We start from the raw sequence: 19,929 nt of genomic DNA on the forward strand, positions 1-19,929 counted from the left end.
GAATTTTGACGGGGTGTCGAAACAGCCTGTCCGTGCACCGATATCGAACACGGCGTTCGGGAGTTGCGGGCGTGTGACCAGGCGCCTGGTCGACCGTCTCGTGTGACCAAGGAAGATCGCGTGGGTACATTGGCCCGAGCACCCTGCACGATGCACCCCACCCAGGAGACGGACATGAGCAGTGACGAGAAGGGCCCGCGCGAGCGGATCACGCGCGCCGGCGAGGACGCGATCGGCAAGCTCGCGCAGGACATCCTCGAGAACCCGCTCGTCACCGGCGCGGTCTCGCGCGCCTTCGAGGCCCGCGAGAAGGCCGTGCAGGCGCAGGAGGTCGCGATGGGCGCGCTGAACATCCCGTCCGCGGCCGACATCGAGCGCCTGACGCGCCGGGTGCGCTCCGTCTCCCAGCGCCTGGAGGGCATCGAGGACGGCGTCGACCGCCTCGACGAGCGCTTCGGCGACACGCGCAGCTCCGGGGACGTCGAGCAGCGCCTCGGGCGCATCGAGCAGCAGCTGAACCGGCTCGTGTCCGACGTCGCCGCGATCCGCTCCGCCCTGCCCGAGGGCCAGGAGCCGGTCCCGACGAGCCAGGAGCGCCTCTCCGTCTCCGCGGAGTAGGACGCCGGACCGGGCGCGATCGCGCGCCCTGCAGGCGACGTCGCGGCCCCGCGCCGGTCAGGCGGGGTCGGGACGCCCGACCGCCCCCGCCGCGCCGACCGGCCCGGGCGTCAGCGTCGCGGCGACGACGACGAGCGTGAACGCCGCGAGGCGCAGCGTCACGCCGCCCGCCCCAGACGGCAGCGGCTCGCCGAAGACGACGAGCCCCGACGCGATCGTGCAGAGGTTCGCCGCCGCGCTCGTGACCGCGATGACGGGCACCGCGTCGCCGACCTGGAGCGAGCGCGCGCTCGTCACGAGCCCGACGAGCGAGAGCACGGTGATGACGATCACGAGCGGCGCGACGACGAGCGCGCCCGCGCCGAGATCCCCGGTCGCCGCCTTGATCGTGATGTCGCTTGCGCCCCACTGCAGCCCGGCCGCCGCCGCGAGCAGCGGACCGGCGAGGGACGGGCCCGTCCGGCCCGCGAGGACCATGAGCGGCACCGTCGTGAGCGTCAGCCCGCCGACGTAGAGGACGAGCGTCAGCGCCGTGTAGTCGCTGTGCTTGGAGTCGCCGGTGTCGCCGAGCGTGGCGGCGAGGATCGCGAGGCCGGCCGCGGTGAGCGCCACGCCGAACCACTCGCGGCGGGAGACCGAGAGCCCGAAGAGCCGGTCGGCGACGACGGTGAGCAGGACGAGCCCGCCGGCGATGATCGACTGCACGAGCGAGATCGGGGCGAGCGCGAGCGCGCCGACGTGGAGGAACCACGAGCTCGTCGCGACGATGATCCCGATCGTCCACCAGCGGTTCGAGAAGAGCGCCACGGTCGAGCGGACGGGGTGGCGCCACTCGACGGGCGGGGCCTCGGCGGCGCCGCGGTGCTTGAAGAGGAACCCGAGGATCGACACGAACGCCGTCGCGAGGGCGAGCAGGAGCCCGAGCTGGACCGAGAGCGGCACGGGTCAGGCCTGCCCGCCGGCGCCGACGGCCGCACCCGGGGACGGCGTCGCGCCGGGGGCGGGGAGGCCGAGCGCGTGCGCCGCGGCGTGGGCGGCCGCGGTCACCGCCTCGAGGTGGGCGTCGTCGTCGACGGCGGGCACCTCGTCGCCGACGGGACCCGTGACGACGAGGATCGCGGCGGCGGGCAGCCCGTGGTTCGCCGCGACCTGGAGGACGGCGGCGCTCTGCAGGTCGGTCGCGACCGCGCCGGCGGCGACCCAGGCCGCGATGTCGGCGGCCGGCGGGTGGGGGAGGTCGGCACTCGCGACGAGGCCGGCGGTGACCGGGACCCCGCCCGTATTCGCGCGCAGGCGCGCGAGGAGGGTGGGGTCGGGGAGGACCGCCGGGCCGGCGCCGAGCGTGCGGGAGGGGCCGTCGGCGGCGAGCGCGCCGGTGACGGCGATGGCGGTGCCCGCGGGCGCGGTCGTCCCGTCGGCGCCGGGCAGCGCACGGGCGGTCCCCACCCGGACGAAGGTCTCGAGGCCGAGCCGGGCGAGCTCGCCGGTGATGATCGCGGCGCTCGCCGCGCCGAGGCCGGTGGCCTGGATCGTCAGCGGCTCGCCGTCCGCGGCGGTGCCCGTGTAGCCCCACAGCCCGCGGGCGTGGTTGAACATGATCGGGCGCTCGGTGAGCGCCGTGGCCAGGACCAGGCACCGCGCCGGATCGCCGCAGAGGATGCCCCGCGGGGCGAGGCCCGTCGTCGGCCTGAGGTGATGCACTTGTGCCGACACCGGCGACTAAGGATAGAGTCGCGCCGTGGCCAAGCGAGATGACAAGAAGAAGAGCGCGAAGCAGTCGCGCGCCGAGGCCGTCCGTGCGGCGGTCGATCAGGCGTTCCAGGCGACTGCCGACCAGGCCGAGGGCACGCAGAAGCGCGTCCAGGAGCTGGCCGACGAGCTGTCCTCGGTCGCCGGCCGGCTGCGCGACACCCTCGAGGGCGCCCGCCCGGCGCAGGCGACGGACATCGACGCCCTGCGCGCCGACCTCGCCGCGCTGACCGCGCGCGTCTCGGCCCTCGAGTCCAAGCCCGCCGCGCCGGCCCGCCGGGCCCCGGCGGCCCGCAAGCCCGCCGCGCGCAAGCCCGCCCCCGCCGCTGCGCCCCGGCCCGCGGCCGCCGCGAAGCCCGCCGCCGCCGTCGCCAGGCCCGCGGCGACGCCGGCGAAGCCCGCCGCCGCCAAGCCCGCCGCCGCGAAGCCGGCCGCGCGCAAGCCGGCCGCCGCCCGTGGCACCGCCGCGAGCAAGGTCCCGGCCGCCCGTGCCGCCGCCCGTCGCTCTGCGGCCTCCAAGCGCCCGTCCTAGCCGGCGGGCGCACTGCCCGTCCCGCGAGGAGCCGTAACGCCGTGGCCGCGCCCGCCTTCCACTCCTCCGACGAGTTCCGCGCGGTCATGGACCGCATCTTCACGATGCTCAGCGAGCACCCGGCCATGGGTCCCCGCCTGCGCGCGGCCGACGTCCCGCAGCGCTTCGCCTTCTCCGACGTCGGCCTCGTCGTGAACGTCCGCGCCACGCGCGAGGGCGAGGACGGGAACCTCGTCTGGGTCTGGTCGGACGACATCGACTGGGAGCCCGCCGTCCGCATGGAGATGTCGTCGGAGACCGCCAACCGCTACTTCCAGGGCAAGGAGTCGATCGCGCTCGCGGTCGCACGCCGACGGATCAAGACGACGGGTGACCTGCGCGCCGCGCTGTCGCTCATCCCGATCACCAAGCCGGTCTACTCGGCGTTCACGGAGGTCGTGGACGCCGAGTACCCGCACCTGCGCGTGTGACGGGGACGACACCCAGCACCGCCGATGTCGCCCGGCGCGTCGGGGTCACGCCCGCGACCCTGAAGCGCTGGGTCAGCGGCGGCGTGGTCCCCCTCGGCGACGCGGGCTGGACGCAGGGCATGATCGCCCACGCCCGGATCGTGGCGCGCCTGCGCGAGCGCGGCCACCCGCTCGCCGAGATCAGGCAGGCGACCGACGACGGCCGCCTCGCCTTCGGGTACGCCGAGGACCTCCTGCGCGTCGACGAGCCCGACTACACGCTCGCGGAGGCGGCGAAGGAGACGGGGCTCGAGCCCGCGCTCATCGAGCGGATCGGGTCGTCGCTCGGCTTCAGCGTGAGCTGGACCGCGCAGATCACCGAGGACGACGTGCAGATGCTGCGCTACAGCGCCGCCGCGCTCGCCGCCGGCCTGCCGCTCGTCGCGTTCCTGCAGATGTGCCGCGTCTACGGGCAGGCGCTCGCCCAGGTCGCCGACGCGGAGGTCCGCCTCTTCCACCTGTACGTCCACGAGCCGCTCATGCGCGAGGGCATACCCGGCCTGCAGATGGCCGAGGAGATGGAGGGGCTGACGCGCCAGCTGCTGCCGCTCGCCAGCCCGCTGATGGACCACCTGCACCAGCGCTTCCTGCACCACTTCGTCGAGCAGGACGTCATCGGGCACATGGAGTCCGACCTCTCCGAGACGCAGCTCGACCTCGGGCGCCTGCGCGTCGCGATCGCCTTCGCCGACCTCGCGGGCTACACGCGCCTCACCGAGGAGCAGGGTGAGGAGGAGGCGGTCGGCGCCGTCGAGCGGTTCGTCGAGGCGGTCGAGCACACGCTGCCCGAGGACGCGCGCGTCATCAAGACGATCGGCGACGAGGTCATGGTCGTCGGCTCGGACCCCGCGGCGCTCGTCGACTGGGCAGTCGGCTTCCAGTCGCTCATGACCGAGCGGCCGCTGCCGCGCATCGGCGTCCACTACGGCGAGACGCTCTACCGCGACGGTGACTACTACGGGCGCGAGGTGAACCTCGCCGCCCGCGTCGCCGCCCGCTCGGCCGGCGGCGAGGTCATCGTCACGCGGCCGCTCGTCGACGCCGCCGGCCCGCACCTCGAGTTCGAGCGGATCGGCGAGGTGCGCCTGAAGGGCTTCACCGACCCGACCGAGCTCTTCCTCGCGTCGCTCATCGACGAGTAGCGGCCGCCGGGGCCGCCTACACTCGGGCCGATGACGGCGGCCGTCACCGACGCGGTGCTCGCGCGGGTGCGCGCCACCGGCCTGCTCCCGGACGGCGGCGCGGTCATCGTCCTGCTCAGCGGGGGCCAGGACTCCGTCTGCCTGCTCGACGTCGCGGTGGCGCTCGCCGGGCGCGACGCGGTGCGCGCGCTGCACGTCGAGTACGGGCTGCGCGACGAGGCGGCCGGCGACGCCGACCACTGCGCGGCGCTCTGCCGCCGCCTCGAGGTGCCGCTCGACGTCGAGCACGCGCGCCGGCCGCCGGAGAGCGGCAACCTCCAGGCCTGGGCCCGGGACGCGCGCTACGCGGCCGGGGCGCTCGCCGCCGCGGCATCGGGCGCCCGGCTGGCGGCCGGCCACACCGCGACCGACCAGGTCGAGACGATCCTCTACCGCCTGGCGACCTCGCCGGGCCGGCGGGCGCTGCTCGGGATGCCGGTGCGGTCCGGACGGCTCGTGCGGCCGCTGCTCGGGGTGACGCGCGAGGAGACCGCGGCGTACTGCGCGGCCCGCGGTCTCGGCTGGCGGACGGACGCCACGAACGAGACCGACCGCTACGCGCGGGGACGCATCCGGCACGGCCTCGTCCCCGCGCTGGAGGCGGTGGACGGGCGGGCGGCCGCGAACGTCCTGAACACCGCCGCGCTGCTCCGCGACGAGGCCGAGGTGCTCGGCACCGTCGTGGAGACCGCGCTGGCCGGGCGGGACCACATCGCGGTCGACCAGCTCGCGCGGCTGCCGGTCGCGCTCGCCCGGCTCGTCGTCCGGGAGCTCGCCGAGCGGGCGATCGGCGGGCGACCGTGCCCGCGGGCGGCGGCCCGGCTGCCGGAGCTGCTCGAGCTCGGCGACGGGGCGCTCGACGTGGGGGACGGGGCGCGCGCGCTCGTCGCCGGCGGGGTGCTGCGCTTCGGGCGGACACCGCCCCGGCCCGCGCGCGGGGATACGGTGGACGCCGCATGACCGCCGCCGACGACATCGACCCCGCCGAGGCCCAGCGCCGCGCCGAGGCCGCCATCCGCAGCGCGGCCGCGACGGCCCTCGGCGTCCCGCTCGAGCCCCGCACGATGGCGCTCCCCGGCGGCGCCACCGCGGACGTCGACGGCGTCGACGCCGCCCAGACCGTCTTCGCCGAGCTCTTCGCCCGCCGCGGGCGCCTGAAGGGGCCGCAGCTCGACAAGGTCGCCCGCGACGCGCTGAAGCTCACGACGCTCGCGCGCGCCTACGCCCACCCCGCGCCGCCGCGTCTCGTCATCGCCTTCGCGGACGAGGCCGCCGCCGCGTCGGTCACCGGCGGCAGCTGGCTCGCCGAGGCGCTCCGGACGTGGGGCATCGAGGTGCTGGTGGTGGACGCCGGCCCCGCCTGACCGCCCGCGGCCGCGGCGAGGACGGCGGACGGCGGACGGCGGACGGCGGGTCCGCCGGCTCAGAGGAGGGCGAGGACGGCAGACGGCAGGTCCGCCGGCGCGCGGCACAGCGAGACGGCGCCCGCCGCGACGAGCTCGGCCTCGTCGCCCGCGCCCCACAGGACGCCGACGCACGGCAGCCCGTGGGCCCGGGCGCCCTCGACGTCGTGCGAGCGGTCGCCGACCATGACGGCGCGGGACGGGCCGCCGAGGGCCGCGAGGGCGTGGCCGACCGTCGTCGCCTTGTCGTCGCGGGCCGGCGGGACGGGGCCGCACACCGCGCTCAGGCGTCCCGCGAGCCCGAGCCCCTCGACGAGCGCGACCGCGAGGTGCTGCGCCTTCGACGTCGCGACCGCGAGGGTGCAGCCCGCGGCCACGAGCACGTCGAGGGCCTCCGGGATGCCGGCGTACACCGGCGTGAGACCGAACATGAGCTCGGCGTACCGCGCGCGGTAGCCGGCGATGACCTCGTCGAGCCCGGGGTCGTCGGCCGGCCGGTCGAGCAGCGTGCCGAAGGTGTGGTGCAGCGGCGGCCCGATGAACGGCCGCAGCTCGGCGGCCGTCCGCTCGCGCTCCCCGTTGGCGACGAGCGTCGCGTTCATCGCGGCGGCGATCCCGGCCGGGGAGTCGGCGAGCGTCCCGTCGAGGTCGAGGAGGACGGCGGGGGCGGGCGTATCCGGTGTCATTCGGTGCCGAAGATGCGGTCGCCCGCGTCGCCGAGGCCCGGGCGGATGAAGCCGCGGGCGTCGAGGCCGCGGTCGAGCGCCCCGGCGGTGATCGGGACGTCCGGGAACGCCGCGTGAACCGCCGCGACGCCCTCCGGGGCGGCGACGAGGCAGACGAGGCGCAGGTCCCGGGCACCGGCGCGGCGCATCCGGGTCAGGGCGGCGACGGCGCTGCCGCCGGTCGCGAGCATCGGGTCGACGACGAAGACCGTCGACGCCTCGACCCCGGCCGGGAGCGACTCGTAGTAGTCCTCCGGCTGGAGCGTCTCCTCGTTGCGGCGCATCCCGAGATGGCCGACGGCGGCGTCGGGCACGAGGCGGAGGAAGCCGTCGACCATGCCGAGGCCGGCCCGCAGCACGGCGACGACCATGACGGGGTGGGCGAGCGCGGCGCCGGTCGTCTCCTCGAGCGGGGTGCGCACGGTGACCTCGGCGACCGGCACGTCGCGCAGCGCCTCGTACGCCAGCGCGCCCGCGGCCTCGGCCAGGGCGGCGCGGAACTGCTCACGGCCGGTGGCGACGGAGCGCAGCACCGCGATCTGCCGCGCGAGCAGGGGGTGGTCGACGACATGGAGCGGACGCAAGACCATCAGGGTGACAAACGGCGCGGAGGCCACGCGCTACGGTGCGACCGATGCAGCCGGACCGCAACGTCGAGCTGAAGGCCCGCGACCCGGACCCGGCCGCCACCCTCGCCACCGCGCTCGCCTTCGGGGCCCGCGAGGTGGGGACGCTGCGGCAGCGCGACACGTACTTCCCCGTGCCGTCCGGGCGGCTGAAGCTCCGCGAGGAGGACGGCGCCGGCGCGCAGCTGATCGCCTACCAGCGCGAGGACGCCGCGACCGCCCGCACGAGCGCCTACCGCCGCGTCGACGTGCCCGACGCCGCCGCGCTCATCGCCGCCCTCGAGGACGTCCACGGCCGCGGTCCCGTCGTCGCGAAGACTCGTCGCCTCCTGCAGTGGGAGAACGTCCGCATCCACCTCGACGACGTGGAGCGGCTCGGCCACTGGCTCGAGCTCGAGGCCGTCGCCGACCGCGACGCCGAGGACCTGGCCGCCGATCACGGCCGCGTCGCCGCGCTCCGCACCGCCCTCGGCATCACCGACGAGCGGGTCGTCGCCGAGGGGTACGCCCAGCTCCTCACGCGCGCCGACGCCCCCGCCGACCTCGTCGAAGGCGCCCGCGTCGCGATGGGACGCGCGCACGCGCCCTACTCGCACTTCCGCGTCGGCGCCGCCCTGCGCGCCGGGGGCGACGCCGCCGGCGTCCACCTCGGCGCGAACGTCGAGAACGCCGCCTACCCGCAGTCCCAGTGCGCGGAGGCGAGCGCGATCGGCGCCCTCGTCGCCGCCGGCCACACGCGCATCGTGGAGGTCGCCGTCATGGCCGACACGCCGCTCGTCACGCCGTGCGGCGGCTGCCGCCAGCGCCTCTCCGAGCTCGCCGGCCCGGACACGCCGGTGCACCTCTGCGGCCCCGAGGGCGCCCGCCGCACCGTCACCCTCGGCAGCCTCCTCCCGCTGGCCTTCGACGAGCAGGCGCTCGCATGACCGACGCCGCCCGCCACCTGCTCGACCGCCACGGCGACGCGGTCCGCGCCGACATCGCGCTCATCCTCGGGTCCGGCCTCGGAGGGCTCGCCGACGCCGTGCAGGACGCGGTCGCGATCCGGTACGCGGACCTGCCGGGCTTCGCCGCCTCGACGGTGAGCGGCCACGCCGGGCGGCTCGTCGTCGGGACGCTCGCGGGCCGCCGCGTCGCCGTCCTCCAGGGGCGCGCGCACGTCTACGAGCTCCCGCCCGCCCACGCCGGCCCCGCCCTGACCGTCGGCGTCCGCACCGTCGCGGCGCTCGGCGCCACGACCCTCGTCGCGACGAACGCCGCGGGCTCGCTGCGGCCCGAGGTCCCGCCCGGGCACCTCATGGTCCTGAGCGACCACATCAACCTCATGGGCGTCAACCCGCTCGTCGGCCCGAACGACGACGCGCTCGGGCCGCGGTTCGTCGGGCTCGGCGACGCCTACGACGCGGGCCTGCGCGCGCAGCTCCTCGCCGCCGCGCAGCGCGCCGGCGTCCCGCTCGCCGAGGGCGTCTACCTCGCCGTCAGCGGGCCCTCCTTCGAGACACCGGCCGAGATCCGCGCCTTCCGCACCCTCGGCGCCGACGCCGTCGGCATGTCGACCGTCCCCGAGGTGATCGTCGCCCGCCACGCGGGGCTCCGCGTCGCGGCGATCTCCGCGATCACGAACCTCGCGGAGGGGATGGGCGGCGAGCCGCTCTCCCACGAGCAGACGCTCGCGAGCGCCGCCGACGGCGCCCGCCACCTGCAGACCCTGCTCACCACCGTCCTCCCGGAGCTCTGAGTCGATGCCCGACCCCATCAGCCTGCTCGACCTCACGAGCCTGAACGACGACGACACCGCCGCGGTCGTCGACGCGCTCTGCGTGAAGGCCATCACCCCGGCCGGACCCGTCGCCGCGGTGTGCGTCATGCCGCGGTTCGTGTCGGTCGCCGCGGAGGCCCTCGACGGGACCGGCGTGCGCGTCGCCACCGTCGCGAACTTCCCCGCCGGGGAGGACGACGCCGACGGCGCCGCGCGCGACACCGCCTCGCTCGTCGACGAGGGCGCGGACGAGGTCGACGTCGTCGCGCCGTGGCGCGCGCACCTCGCCGGCGACCACGAGGCGGTCGAGCGGCTCGTCGCCGCCTGCGCCGCGGAGTGCCCGGGCCACCTGAAGGTGATCCTGGAGACCGGATCCCACGGCGACGCGGCGGCCACCCGCGCGATGGCCGACGCCGCCCTCCGCGGCGGCGCCGCCTTCCTCAAGACGTCGACGGGCAAGGTCGGCCCCGGCACGGACCTCGCGAGCGCGCGCATCCTGCTCGAGGCCGTCGCCGCCCACGACCGCCCGGCGGGCGTGAAGATCTCCGGCGGCGTGCGCACCCGCGCGGACGCGGAGGCCTACCTCGCCCTCGCCGAGGAGGTCATGGGCATCGCCTGGGCCTCGCCGTTCACCTTCCGCTTCGGCGCGAGCACGCTCCTCGACGACCTCCTGGCGACCCGCGCGCCGGCCGCCGGCGGATGAGCGACGGGCCCGCGCTCCTCCCCGCGGAGCTCATCCGGCGCAAGCGCGACGGCGGCGCCCTCACCCGCGACGAGCTCCACGCGATCGCGTCGGCGATCGCGGACGGCGGCTTCTCCGACGCCCAGGTCGGCGCCTTCGCGATGGCCGTCTTCCTCCGCGGGTTCACCGACCCCGAGCGTGTCGCCTTCACCGAGGGCCTGCGCGACAGCGGCACGGTCCTGCGCTGGGACCACCTCGACGTCCCGGTTGTCGACAAGCACTCGACGGGCGGGGTGGGGGACAAGGTGAGCCTGCTGCTCGCGCCGATCCTCGCCGCCTGCGGGACGGCGGTCCCGATGATCTCCGGGCGCGGCCTCGGCCACACCGGCGGGACGCTCGACAAGCTCGACGCGATCCCCGGCTACGTCAGCACCCCCGGCCTGGGTCGCCTGCGGGCCGCGATCGAGGCGGCGGGCTGCGCCGTCGTCGGCCAGACGGACGACCTCGCCCCGGCCGATCGACGCCTCTACGCCATCCGCGACGCCTCCGGCTCGGTCGAGACCCGCGACCTCATCGTCCCGTCGATCCTCTCGAAGAAGCTCGCCGCCGGGCTCGGGGCGCTCGTCCTCGACGTCAAGCACGGCTCGGGCGCCTTCATGGAGGACGTCGACGACGCCCGCGAGCTCGCCCGCACGCTCGTCGCCGTCGCGACCGGCGCGGGGCTGCCGGCGGTCGCGCTGCTCACCGACATGGACCGCGTCCTCGGCACGACCGCCGGCAACGGCCTGGAGGTCGCCGAGTCGGTCGCGGCGCTGACGGACCCGGCCGCCGCCGACCCGCGGCTCGTCGAGGTGACGCTCGCCCTCGCCACGACCGTGCTGCGCCTCGCCGGCGTCGACGGCGACCCGCGTGCCGCCCTCGAGTCGGGCGCCGCCGCCGACCGCTTCGCCCGCATGGTCGTCGCCCTCGGCGGCCCCGCCGACCTGCTCGAGCGCCCGGACGCGCACCTGCCCGCCGCTCCGGTCGTCCGGCCCGTCCACCCCGAGCGCGGCGGCGTCGTGCTGCGGCACGCGACACGGGCCCTCGGCCTCGCCGTCATCGCGCTCGGCGGCGGCCGCCGCACGGACAAGGACACGATCGACCACCGGGTCGGGCTCAGCCACGTCGCCGGCCCCGCCGACGCCGTCGGCCCCGGCCCGGACGACCGGCCGCTCGCCGTCGTCCACGCCCGCACCGAGGATGAGGCCGAGGCCGCGGCGGCTGCCGTCCGCGCGGCGATCGAGGTCGGCAACGAGGCCGGCTGGAGCGCCTACGCCCCCGTCGTCACCGAGGAGGTCCGCGCCCCCGATGCCTGAGCAGCACCCCGCCGTGCCGGTACCCGCCGTCCCGAAGGCCGAGCTCCACGTCCACCTCGAGGGCACCGCCCGGCCCGAGCTCATCCGCCGCCTCGCCCGGCGGAACGGCGTGGCGATCCCCGACGGCCTCCTCGCCGGCGAGGACACGTTCCGCTGGACCGACTTCCTCGACTTCCTGCGGACGTACGACCTCGCGGCGAGCGTCATCCGGACGGCCGAGGACTACCGCGACGTCGTCTACGAGTACCTCGTCGCGTGCGCCGCCGACGACGTCCGCTACGTTGAGCTCATCGCGAGCCCCGACCACGCGCGGGCGGTCGGGCTCACCGAGGCCGAGCACCGGGCCGGTCTCTTCCAGGGGATCGACGAGGCGCGCGCCGCGACGGGGATCGAGGGCCGGATCCTCGTCTCGATCGTGCGGAACTTCGGCGTGGAGGCGGCGGAGCGGGTCGCCGCCGAGGCCGCCGCGATGCCCCACGAGTACGTCGTCGGCTTCAACATGGCCGGCGACGAGGCCGGCTACCCGGCCGGCGACTTCACGCGTGCGTTCGCGATCGCCCACGACGCCGGCCTCGGCTGCACCTGCCACGCGGGCGAGCACGCCGGGCCGGAGTCCGTGCGTGCCGCGCTCGCGCTGCCCGGGGTCGTCCGCCTGAGCCACGGCGTGCGCGCGATCGAGGACCCGGCGCTCGTCGCCGAGCTCGCCGAGCGCAAGATCGTCCTCGAGGTCTGTCCGACGTCGAACGTCGCCCTGGGGGTCTACCCGTCGTACGCCGACCACCCGCTGCCGGCGCTCATGGCGGCCGGCGTCCCGGTCACCCTCGCGTCCGACGATCCACCGTACTTCGGAGCGACGATCGGCGAGGAATACGGGCTCGCGCAGGCGCATTTCGGGCTCGACGACGCGGCGCTCGCGGGCATCACGCGGACGGCGCTCGACGCCGCCTTCCTCGACACACCGGCACGCGACGCCCTCGTAAATGGTCTGCACGGCAGACCGAACCGGCTATAGGATCCGCCGGGCGGCGAGAAGGGTCACTCACCGTCCGCTGTCCCCATTCACAGCTGACGAAAGAGGAGCACGTTGCAACGTATGCGCATGCGGTCGCTGGCCGCGGTAGGACTAGCCGGGATGAGCCTTGTCGCCGCGGGTTGCGGCTCGAGCGGCAACAGCAGCTCGACGTCCACCCCCGCAGCCGCCGGGAGCACCTCCACCGCGGCGGCCGCCCCCACGGGGAAGAAGATCAAGGTCGGCCTCGTGACCGACATCGGCGGCCTCAACGACCGCTCGTTCAACGCCCTCGCGAACAAGGGCCTCGGTGACGCGGAGTCCCAGCTCGGGATCGACGGCCGCGTCCTGACGTCGAAGTCGAACGCCGACTACGTGCCGAACCTCAGCACCCTGGCCCAGCAGAAGTACGACCTCGTCATCGGCGTCGGCTTCCTCATGGCCGATGCGATGGGGAAGGTCGCGAAGAAGTACCCCGGCACGAAGTTCGCGATCATCGACGTCGACCAGACCTCGCTGAAGGGCAAGCCCGCGAACGTCGAGGGTCTGCTGTTCAAGGAGGAGGAGGGCGGCTACCTCGCCGGCTACCTCGCCGCGCTCTACGCGAAGGACCACAAGATGACGACGATCTCCTCGGTCGGCGGCCAGAAGATCCCGCCGGTCGACCACTACATCGCGGGCTATCAGGCCGGCGCCAAGGCGGCCGACCCGGGCATCAAGACGCTGAACGGGTACTCGCAGGACTTCGTCGACCAGTCGAAGTGCAAGGAGCTCGCGCTCGGCCAGATCGGCCAGGGCTCGGGGATCGTGTTCCAGGTGGCCGGCCAGTGCGGCCTCGGCGCGCTCGACGCGGCGAAGTCCAAGGGCAAGCTCGGCATCGGCGTCGACGCCGACCAGGCCTACCTCGGCAGCCACATCCTCACGTCCGCGACGAAGAAGGTCGACGTGGCCGTCTTCGACACGATCAAGGAGGTCCAGGCGGGCGGCTTCAAGGCCGGCACGAACACGACGTTCGACCTGAAGACGAACGGCGTCGGCATCGGCAAGGTCTCCGCCGCGGGCACGAAGTACCAGGCCCAGATCGACAAGGTCGCGAAGGACATCGTCGCCGGGACCATCACGGTGCCCGACACCGTCAAGTAGCGACCGGCCGAGCCGCCCGTCCCATGACCCCTCCCGCCCTCCAGCTGTCGGCGATCACCAAGCGCTTCGGCGCCGTGGCCGCCAACGACGGCGTGGACTTCGAGCTGCGCCGCGGCGAGATCCACGCGCTGCTGGGCGAGAACGGGGCGGGCAAGTCGACCCTGATGAACATCGTCTACGGGATGCTCACCCCCGACGCCGGAGAGATCCGCGTCGGGGGCGAGCCCGTGACGATCGGCTCCCCGCGCCAGGCGATGAAGCTCGGCATCGGGATGGTCTTCCAGCACTTCATGCTCGTCGACGTCATGACCGTCGCCGAGAACGTCGTCCTCGGCGCGGAGCCGACGAAGGGCGCGCTGCTCGACTCCCGCGCCGCGGTCGCCCGCGTGCGGGAGCTCGCCGGCCGCCACGGCCTGTCGGTCGACCCCGACGCCGTCGTCGAGGACATCACCGTCGGCCAGCAGCAGCGCGTCGAGATCCTCCGCGCCCTCGACCGCGGTGCCGACATCCTCGTCCTCGACGAGCCGACCGCCGTCCTCACCGCCCAGGAGACGGCGGAGCTCATGACGGTCCTGCGCGGCCTGCGCGACAAGGGGACGTCGATCGTCTTCATCTCCCACAAGCTCTCCGAGGTCCGCGCGATCGCCGACCGCGTCACCGTCCTGCGCCGCGGCAGGACCGTCGGCACCGTCGAGGTCGCGGGGCCGAACCCGCCGGACGAGGCCGAGCTCGCGCGCCTCATGGTCGGCCGCGACGTCCTCCTGCGCGTCGAGAAGGCGGCGTGCCGGCCGGCGGCGCCGCTGCTCGATGTCCGCGACCTCGAGGCCGACGACGACCGCGGCCTGCGTGCCGTCGACGGCGTCTCCTTCGACGTCCGCGGCGGCGAGATCGTCGCCATCGCCGGCGTCGACGGCAACGGCCAGCGCGAGCTCGTCGAGGCGGTCTGCGACCTGCGGGCGCCCGTCGCCGGCAAGGTGACGGTCGGCGGGAAGGACGTCACCGGCCGTGGCGCCCGCCACGCCAGGGACTGCGGCCTCGGCCACATCGCGGAGGACCGCCAGCGCTCGGGGCTCGTCCTCGACTTCACGCTCAGCGAGAACCTCGCGCTGCGTGACGTCGACCGGCGCACGCGCTTCGGCCTCCTCAGCCCGCGGCGGATGCTCGCCCGCGCCACCGACCTGCTCGCCGAGTTCGACGTCCGCGGCGGCGGCCCGCAGGCTGCGGCGCGCTCGCTCTCGGGCGGCAACCAGCAGAAGGTCGTCATCGCCCGCGAGATCGCGGCGGGCCCCCGGGTCCTCGTCGCCGCCCAGCCGACCCGCGGCCTCGACGTCGGCGCCATCGAGTTCGTCCACCGCCGCCTGGTCGCCGAGCGCGACGCCGGCCGCGCCATCCTCCTGCTGTCCCTCGAGCTCGACGAGGTGCGCAACCTCGCCGACCGGATCCTCGTCATCTTCGAGGGCCGCATCGTCGGCGAGCTGCCGCCCACCGCGACCGAGGAGCAGCTCGGGCTGCTCATGCTCGGCGGCGGCGGCGCGACGTCCGCCCGGGCCTCCGCCGCCTGACGCCATGACCGCCCCGACACCCTCCGACCACCGCGGCCCCGCGGCCACCCGCCTGCTGCGCCACCTGTCCGTCGGCGGCGCCGTCGCCCCGCTCATCACGACGATCGTGGCGTTCTTCGTCGGCGGGCTCGTCGTGCTCGCGACGGGCAAGGACCCGCTGACGACGTACAAGGCGATCTTCGACGGCACCGGCCTGAACTGGCTGCTGCCGTGGTCCGGGGACCGTGCGCTCGCCGCGACGAACCTGCAGCAGACGCTCATCAACACCGGGCCGCTCATCCTCTGCGGGCTCGCCGTCGCCTACGCGTTCCGGGCCGGGCTCTTCAACATCGGCGCCCAGGGCCAGTACACGATGGGGACGATCGCGGCGGTCTACGCCGGCTCCTCCTGGGCGGGGCTGCCCGGCTGGCTGCACGTCGTCCTCGCGATGGCGGTGGCCGCGCTCGCCGGGGCGGCCTGGGCCGGGATCGCGGGCGCGCTGCGCGCCTCGACCGGGGCGAACGAGGTGATCACGACGATCATGCTCAACTACACGGCGCTGTGGATCGGCGTCTACCTGTTCGGGCTCGGCGGCCCGCTGCAGGCGAACGACCAGCCCGACGTCCCGGTCTCGAACGACATCGTCGGCGGGGCGAAACTCCCGGTCTTCTGGGGGGACAAGGATCTGCAGGGCCTGCACGTCGGGATCTTCGTCGCGGTGCTCGCCGCCGGGATCTTCTGGGTCGTCCTGAACCGGTCGCGGCTCGGCTACGAGGCGCGCGCCGTCGGCTTCAGCCCGCCCGCCGCCCGCTCGGCCGGGATCGGCGTCGGGCGCACGTACGTCGTGACGATGGCGATCTGCGGGCTCTTCGCCGGCCTCGCCGGGTCGCTCGACATCCTCGGCTGGCAGTTCCACCTCGCGACGAACGACATCTCCGCCTCGCAGGTCGGCTTCCTCGGCATCGCCGTCGCGCTCCTCGGCCGCAACACTGCGATCGGGACGTGCTTCGCGGCGCTGCTCTTCGGCGCGCTCTCGCAGGGGACGAGCGTCCGCAACCTCGATCCGGCCGTCTTCCAGCCGGAGCTCGCGCAGAACCTCACGACCGTCATCCAGGGCCTCGTCGTCCTGCTCGTCAGCGCGGACGTGCTGCTCGCGTCGGTGTGGCGCCGGCGCCGGGCGCGCGCCGGTGGCGGCGGTGCGGCGGCCGCCCCGCCGACCCCGACCACCCTCGGCTCGGTGAGCCCGTGAGCGCGCGAGCGGCCTCCGCCGCCTGCGCGGCCCCGGCGGCGACGGCCGGCTGGGCCGGGATCCTCGCCGGCGTCCTCGCGCTCTTCGTCGCGCTGCCGCCGCTGACGGTGCGGTCGGACGCGCTCGTGGTCGTCCTCGGTGCGCTGGCGCTCGCCGCCGGGGCGGCCGCCCTGCGCGGCGGCGAGCGCAAGCTCGGCGGCGCCGCGATCCTCGCCGGGCTGCTCGGCGCCGGCCTCGGGTACGGCGCGGCGCACACCGCGACCGGGGGCCTGGAGGCGGCCGTCTCCTGGGGCGCGCTCGGCGGCGCGACGCTGCGCTTCGCCTGCCCGCTCATCTTCGCCGCGCTCGGCGGCCTCGTCTCCGAGCGCTCCGGTGTCGTGAACATCGCCCTGGAGGGCATGATGCTCATGGGCGCGTTCTTCGCCGCCTACGGGGCGGACAAGACCGGCTCCTGGGTCCTCGGCATCCTCATCGGCATGCTCGCCGGCGCGGCGCTCGCGGCCGTCCACGCCGTCTTCGCGATCTCGGTGCGCTCCGACCAGATCGTCTCCGGCACGGCCCTGAACTTCGTCGCGCTCGGGCTCACGGGCTACATGTACGTCGACGTCTACGGGGCGGACGGCACGCCGAACGACCTGCCGCAGGTCCCCGAGGTCCACCTCCCGACGAGCAGCCTCGGCTTCGCGGGGAACTCGATCGACGACCAGAACCTCCTCGTGTGGGTGAGCCTCGTGATGGTCGTCGCGGTCTGGGTCTTCGTCTTCCGCACGCGGGCCGGGCTGCGGATGCGGTCGGTGGGGGAGAACCCGCGCGCGGCCGAGACGGTCGGCATCAGCGTCCAGCGCACGCGCTACCTCGCGGTCATCGCCTCCGGCGCCCTCGCCGCGCTCGGCGGGGCGTTCCTCTCGATCGGGTCGGTGCACTCCTTCACCCAGAACATGACCGCGGGCAAGGGCTTCATCGCACTGGCCGCGCTCATCTTCGGTCGCTGGCGGCCGTTCGGGCTGCTCGCGGCGACGCTCCTCTTCGGCTTCTCGAGCGCGCTCGCCCAGCGGCTCCCGCAGCTGACGCCGGGGGCGGAGAACGTCGCGACGCTCCTCCAGGCGCTGCCGTACGTGCTGACGCTCGTCGCGGTCGCCGGGGTCATCGGCCGGTCGATCCCGCCGAAGGCCGACGGCGTCCCGTACAAGCGCGAAGGCTGAGCCGCCGCTACCGTTCCGCCCTCATGCGCGAGCCCGTCATCGAAGAGATCATGGTCCAGGCCGACGACCTCAAGCGCCGGGTGCGGGAGCTCGGCGAGGAGATCTCCCAGGACTACGAGGGCCGCGAGCTGCTGCTCGTCTGCGTGCTCAAGGGCGCCGTCTTCTTCCTCGCGGACCTCATGCGCCAGATCTCCTCGCCGTGCGAGGTCGACTTCATGGCGGTCTCCTCCTACGGCTCGGCGACCGACTCCAGCGGCGTCGTCCGGATCCTCAAGGACCTCGACCGCTCGATCGAGGACCTCGACGTCCTCATCGTCGAGGACATCGTGGACTCGGGGCTGACGCTCCAGTACCTCATGCGGAACCTCGGCGCGCGCAACCCGCGGTCGCTCGAGGTCGTCGCCCTCCTGACGAAGCCGGAGCGCCGCAAGGTGCAGCTCGAGCCGAAGTACGTCGGCTTCGAGATCCCCGACCGCTTCGCCATCGGCTACGGCCTGGACCACGCCGAGCGGTACCGCAACCTGCCCTACGTGGCGGCCCTCGCGACCTGACCCGGAGGGGTCCGGAATGCTCCGGATCGCCCGCCGATCCGTAGTACCTGACGCCCCGGCAACCGGTCCTTCCGGCACGAACCCCCTGCTACGCTTGGTCGTCTACTCATGAGCCGCTTCTTCAAGAGCGCCGCCTTCCCGATTCTCATCGTGGTCGTGCTCGCTTTCTTCGCCCAGAAGTTGATCAGCCCCAGCACGGGGTCCCCCAAGCAGACCTACGGCGACTTCATCGCCCAGCTCTCCGACGGGTCCATCAAGACGGTCACGCTGAAGACCAAGAACAACACGGTCTCGGTCAAGCCGAAGCAGGGCTCGTCGTACGAGGTCGGGTTCACCGACCAGGGCGCCGCGCCGCTCGAGGCGAAGCTCCAGGCGGCGAAGGCCGACGGGAAGCTCGTCGACTACGACGTGGAGGGGAAGAAGTCCAACGGCTGGCTCTCCCTGCTCACGTACGTCCTGCCGTTCCTCATCTTCTTCGGGTTCTGGATCTTCCTGATGAACCAGGTCCAGGGCGGCGGCTCGAAGGTCATGTCCTTCGGCAAGTCCCGGGCCAAGCGGCTCTCGGTCGACTCGCCGAAGATCACCTTCCGCGACGTCGCCGGGGTGGACGAGGCGGTCGAGGAGCTCCACGAGATCAAGGAGTTCCTGGAGAACCCGAAGAAGTTCCAGGCGCTCGGCGCCCGGATCCCGAAGGGCGTCCTCCTCTACGGTCCGCCCGGCACCGGCAAGACGCTCCTGGCGCGCGCCGTCGCGGGCGAGGCCGGCGTGCCGTTCTTCTCGATCGCGGGCTCGGACTTCGTCGAGATGTTCGTCGGTGTCGGCGCCTCGCGCGTGCGTGACCTCTTCGAGCAGGCCAAGCAGAACTCGCCCTGCATCATCTTCATGGACGAGATCGACGCCGTCGGCCGCCACCGCGGGGCCGGCATGGGCGGCGGTCACGACGAGCGCGAGCAGACGCTGAACCAGCTCCTCGTCGAGATGGACGGCTTCGAGTCCAAGGACAACATCATCATGATCGCGGCCACGAACCGGCCCGACATCCTGGACCCCGCCCTCCTGCGTCCCGGCCGCTTCGACCGTCAGATCGCCGTCGACCGCCCGGACCGCAAGGGCCGCCAGCGCATCCTCGACGTCCACACGCGCGGCAAGCCGCTCGCCAAGGACATCGACACCGACACGCTCGCGGGGCAGACCCCGGGCTTCACCGGCGCCGACCTGTCGAACCTCGTCAACGAGGCGGCGCTGCTCGCGGCCCGTATCGGCAAGCGCGAGATCACGCAGACGGAGCTCGAGGAGGGGATCATGCGCGTGATCGCCGGCCCCGAGAAGAAGACCCGCGTGATGGGGGAGAAGGAGCGCCTCATCACGGCGTACCACGAGATGGGCCACGCGATCGTCGGCCACTACCTCGAGCACGCCGACCCGGTCCACAAGATCTCCGTCATCTCCCGTGGCCAGGCCCTCGGCTACACGATTTCCATGCCGCAGGAGGACAAGTTCCTCACGACCCGCGGCGAGCTCGTCGACTCGATCGCGATGACGCTCGGCGGCCGTGCCGCCGAGGAGATCGTCTTCGGCGAGATCACGACGGGCGCGTCGAACGACCTCGAGAAGGTCACCTCGACCGCGAAGCAGATGGTCATGCGCTTCGGCATGAGCGACAAGATGGGCCTGCGCGTCTTCGGCCACGACCACGGCCAGCCGTTCCTCGGCCGCGAGTTCCAGACCGAGCCCGACTACTCGGACGAGATCGCCCGCGACATCGACGGCGAGATCCGCCGCATCGTCGAGTCCGCGCACCAGCGCGCCAAGGACATCCTCAACGAGCACCGCGAGCACCTGAACTCGATCTCGGAGATCCTCCTGCGTCGCGAGACGATCGAGGCCACCGAGTTCGAGGCGCTGCTCGCCGGCAAGCCCGAGAAGGAGGTCTTCGCGGAGATCGACGCGGAGAACGCCAAGCGCGACCTCCCCGCGCCGCCGTCGGCCGCCGACCGCACCCGCTCGGACGCCCCGCGCACCCTGCCGCGCCCGGGCCTCGCCGGCGCGGAATCGCGCTCGCTCGAGCTGCCCGAGAAGCCGGAACTCGCCTGAT

At 74.3% G+C, this 19,929-nt stretch carries 21 protein-coding genes; 17 read left to right on the plus strand and 4 right to left on the minus strand.

Going from position 1 to position 19,929, the window contains the following annotated elements:
• Positions 1–174 precede the first annotated feature (174 nt).
• On the plus strand, positions 175–618 hold the full coding sequence (locus tag NBH00_RS06160; protein WP_254572474.1) for a hypothetical protein: 444 nt from the start codon (positions 175–177) through the stop codon (positions 616–618).
• Between the two features lie 57 nt (positions 619–675).
• Here the strand turns inward: NBH00_RS06160 and NBH00_RS06165 are convergent, their stop codons facing one another.
• Together NBH00_RS06165 and NBH00_RS06170 are read right to left on the minus strand one after the other, a co-directional pair.
• Positions 676–1,560 (minus strand): DMT family protein, encoded by an 885-nt coding sequence (locus tag NBH00_RS06165; RefSeq protein ID WP_254572475.1) that lies wholly within the window; start codon positions 1,558–1,560, stop codon positions 676–678.
• 3 nt (positions 1,561–1,563) lie between these two features.
• Entirely contained in the window at positions 1,564–2,331 is a 768-nt protein-coding gene (locus NBH00_RS06170; RefSeq protein ID WP_254572476.1) for a phosphorylase family protein, read from the minus strand.
• 25 nt (positions 2,332–2,356) lie between these two features.
• Between NBH00_RS06170 and NBH00_RS06175 the strand changes: the two genes are divergently transcribed.
• From NBH00_RS06175 to NBH00_RS06195, 5 genes are read left to right on the plus strand one after another with little or no spacing between them, the layout of a single operon-like run.
• A complete protein-coding gene (locus NBH00_RS06175; RefSeq protein WP_254572477.1) occupies positions 2,357–2,899 on the plus strand; it encodes a hypothetical protein in 543 nt (180 codons plus the stop codon).
• Between the two features lie 41 nt (positions 2,900–2,940).
• The gene (locus NBH00_RS06180; protein WP_254572478.1) at positions 2,941–3,369 is read left to right on the plus strand and encodes a hypothetical protein; all 429 of its coding nucleotides are present in this window, start codon (positions 2,941–2,943) and stop codon (positions 3,367–3,369) included.
• Positions 3,366–4,550 (plus strand): adenylate/guanylate cyclase domain-containing protein, encoded by a 1,185-nt coding sequence (locus NBH00_RS06185; protein WP_254572479.1) that lies wholly within the window; start codon positions 3,366–3,368, stop codon positions 4,548–4,550. Before NBH00_RS06180 ends, NBH00_RS06185 begins: the two co-directional genes overlap by 4 nt.
• 30 nt (positions 4,551–4,580) lie before the next feature.
• Positions 4,581–5,549, plus strand: a complete 969-nt coding sequence (gene tilS, locus NBH00_RS06190; RefSeq protein ID WP_254572480.1) for a tRNA lysidine(34) synthetase TilS — start codon at positions 4,581–4,583, stop codon at positions 5,547–5,549.
• Positions 5,546–5,953: a hypothetical protein gene (locus tag NBH00_RS06195; protein WP_254572481.1), complete on the plus strand. Its 408-nt coding sequence runs from the start codon at positions 5,546–5,548 to the stop codon at positions 5,951–5,953. The genes tilS and NBH00_RS06195 overlap by 4 nt, the downstream gene beginning before the upstream one ends.
• A 59-nt stretch (positions 5,954–6,012) precedes the next feature.
• On the opposite strand, the gene NBH00_RS06200 is transcribed toward NBH00_RS06195, so the two are convergent.
• Both NBH00_RS06200 and upp read right to left on the minus strand, forming a co-directional pair.
• Positions 6,013–6,678 (minus strand): HAD hydrolase-like protein, encoded by a 666-nt coding sequence (locus tag NBH00_RS06200; RefSeq protein WP_254572482.1) that lies wholly within the window; start codon positions 6,676–6,678, stop codon positions 6,013–6,015.
• A complete protein-coding gene (gene upp, locus NBH00_RS06205) occupies positions 6,675–7,301 on the minus strand; it encodes a uracil phosphoribosyltransferase (RefSeq protein ID WP_367401304.1) in 627 nt (208 codons plus the stop codon). Before upp ends, NBH00_RS06200 begins: the two co-directional genes overlap by 4 nt.
• Positions 7,302–7,351: 50 nt before the next feature.
• On the opposite strand from upp, the gene cdd reads away from it, so the two are divergent.
• The 11 genes from cdd to ftsH all read left to right on the plus strand — a co-directional run bounded on the left by cdd (position 7,352) and on the right by ftsH (position 19,928).
• Positions 7,352–8,269 (plus strand): cytidine deaminase, encoded by a 918-nt coding sequence (gene cdd, locus NBH00_RS06210; RefSeq protein WP_254572484.1) that lies wholly within the window; start codon positions 7,352–7,354, stop codon positions 8,267–8,269.
• Positions 8,266–9,081, plus strand: coding sequence for a purine-nucleoside phosphorylase (locus NBH00_RS06215; protein ID WP_254572485.1), 816 nt, complete (start codon positions 8,266–8,268; stop codon positions 9,079–9,081). The genes cdd and NBH00_RS06215 overlap by 4 nt, the downstream gene beginning before the upstream one ends.
• A gap of 4 nt (positions 9,082–9,085) precedes the next feature.
• A complete protein-coding gene (gene deoC, locus NBH00_RS06220; protein WP_254572486.1) occupies positions 9,086–9,805 on the plus strand; it encodes a deoxyribose-phosphate aldolase in 720 nt (239 codons plus the stop codon).
• Positions 9,802–11,139 carry a thymidine phosphorylase gene (locus tag NBH00_RS06225; RefSeq protein WP_254572487.1) on the plus strand — a complete coding sequence of 446 codons (1,338 nt, stop codon included), beginning with the start codon at positions 9,802–9,804 and terminating at the stop codon, positions 11,137–11,139. The genes deoC and NBH00_RS06225 overlap by 4 nt, the downstream gene beginning before the upstream one ends.
• Positions 11,132–12,151, plus strand: coding sequence for an adenosine deaminase (gene add, locus NBH00_RS06230; protein WP_254572488.1), 1,020 nt, complete (start codon positions 11,132–11,134; stop codon positions 12,149–12,151). The genes NBH00_RS06225 and add overlap by 8 nt, the downstream gene beginning before the upstream one ends.
• Before the next feature lie 120 nt (positions 12,152–12,271).
• Entirely contained in the window at positions 12,272–13,291 is a 1,020-nt protein-coding gene (locus NBH00_RS06235; RefSeq protein WP_254572489.1) for a BMP family lipoprotein, read from the plus strand.
• Positions 13,292–13,314: 23 nt separating this feature from the next.
• The gene (locus NBH00_RS06240) at positions 13,315–14,853 is read left to right on the plus strand and encodes an ABC transporter ATP-binding protein (protein WP_254572490.1); all 1,539 of its coding nucleotides are present in this window, start codon (positions 13,315–13,317) and stop codon (positions 14,851–14,853) included.
• A gap of 4 nt (positions 14,854–14,857) precedes the next feature.
• A complete protein-coding gene (locus NBH00_RS06245; RefSeq protein ID WP_254572491.1) occupies positions 14,858–16,081 on the plus strand; it encodes an ABC transporter permease in 1,224 nt (407 codons plus the stop codon).
• Positions 16,078–17,283 (plus strand): ABC transporter permease, encoded by a 1,206-nt coding sequence (locus NBH00_RS06250; RefSeq protein ID WP_254572492.1) that lies wholly within the window; start codon positions 16,078–16,080, stop codon positions 17,281–17,283. Before NBH00_RS06245 ends, NBH00_RS06250 begins: the two co-directional genes overlap by 4 nt.
• A 23-nt stretch (positions 17,284–17,306) precedes the next feature.
• Entirely contained in the window at positions 17,307–17,834 is a 528-nt protein-coding gene (gene hpt, locus NBH00_RS06255; RefSeq protein ID WP_254572493.1) for a hypoxanthine phosphoribosyltransferase, read from the plus strand.
• A 108-nt stretch (positions 17,835–17,942) separates the two neighbouring features.
• A complete protein-coding gene (gene ftsH / locus NBH00_RS06260; protein ID WP_254572494.1) occupies positions 17,943–19,928 on the plus strand; it encodes an ATP-dependent zinc metalloprotease FtsH in 1,986 nt (661 codons plus the stop codon).
• The last annotated feature ends 1 nt before the right edge of the window (position 19,929 follow it).

The organism is Paraconexibacter antarcticus, assembly GCF_024220175.1.
Classification (GTDB): Bacteria; Actinomycetota; Thermoleophilia; order Solirubrobacterales; family Solirubrobacteraceae; genus Paraconexibacter; species Paraconexibacter antarcticus.

What these genes read in the sequence shown, in the direction of transcription:
- add (WP_254572488.1), top strand. Translation starts at nt 11,132, where the DNA reads ATGCCTGAGCAGCACCCCGCCGTGCCGGTACCCGCCGTCCCGAAGGCC.
- NBH00_RS06195 (WP_254572481.1), top strand. Translation starts at nt 5,546, where the DNA reads ATGACCGCCGCCGACGACATCGACCCCGCCGAGGCCCAGCGCCGCGCC.
- NBH00_RS06215 (WP_254572485.1), top strand. Translation starts at nt 8,266, where the DNA reads ATGACCGACGCCGCCCGCCACCTGCTCGACCGCCACGGCGACGCGGTC.
- cdd (WP_254572484.1), top strand. Translation starts at nt 7,352, where the DNA reads ATGCAGCCGGACCGCAACGTCGAGCTGAAGGCCCGCGACCCGGACCCG.
- NBH00_RS06160 (WP_254572474.1), top strand. Translation starts at nt 175, where the DNA reads ATGAGCAGTGACGAGAAGGGCCCGCGCGAGCGGATCACGCGCGCCGGC.
- NBH00_RS06200 (WP_254572482.1), bottom strand. Translation starts at nt 6,678, where the DNA reads ATGACACCGGATACGCCCGCCCCCGCCGTCCTCCTCGACCTCGACGGG.
- NBH00_RS06240 (WP_254572490.1), top strand. Translation starts at nt 13,315, where the DNA reads ATGACCCCTCCCGCCCTCCAGCTGTCGGCGATCACCAAGCGCTTCGGC.
- NBH00_RS06225 (WP_254572487.1), top strand. Translation starts at nt 9,802, where the DNA reads ATGAGCGACGGGCCCGCGCTCCTCCCCGCGGAGCTCATCCGGCGCAAG.
- ftsH (WP_254572494.1), top strand. Translation starts at nt 17,943, where the DNA reads ATGAGCCGCTTCTTCAAGAGCGCCGCCTTCCCGATTCTCATCGTGGTC.
- NBH00_RS06235 (WP_254572489.1), top strand. Translation starts at nt 12,272, where the DNA reads ATGAGCCTTGTCGCCGCGGGTTGCGGCTCGAGCGGCAACAGCAGCTCG.
- NBH00_RS06245 (WP_254572491.1), top strand. Translation starts at nt 14,858, where the DNA reads ATGACCGCCCCGACACCCTCCGACCACCGCGGCCCCGCGGCCACCCGC.
- deoC (WP_254572486.1), top strand. Translation starts at nt 9,086, where the DNA reads ATGCCCGACCCCATCAGCCTGCTCGACCTCACGAGCCTGAACGACGAC.
- hpt (WP_254572493.1), top strand. Translation starts at nt 17,307, where the DNA reads ATGCGCGAGCCCGTCATCGAAGAGATCATGGTCCAGGCCGACGACCTC.
- tilS (WP_254572480.1), top strand. Translation starts at nt 4,581, where the DNA reads ATGACGGCGGCCGTCACCGACGCGGTGCTCGCGCGGGTGCGCGCCACC.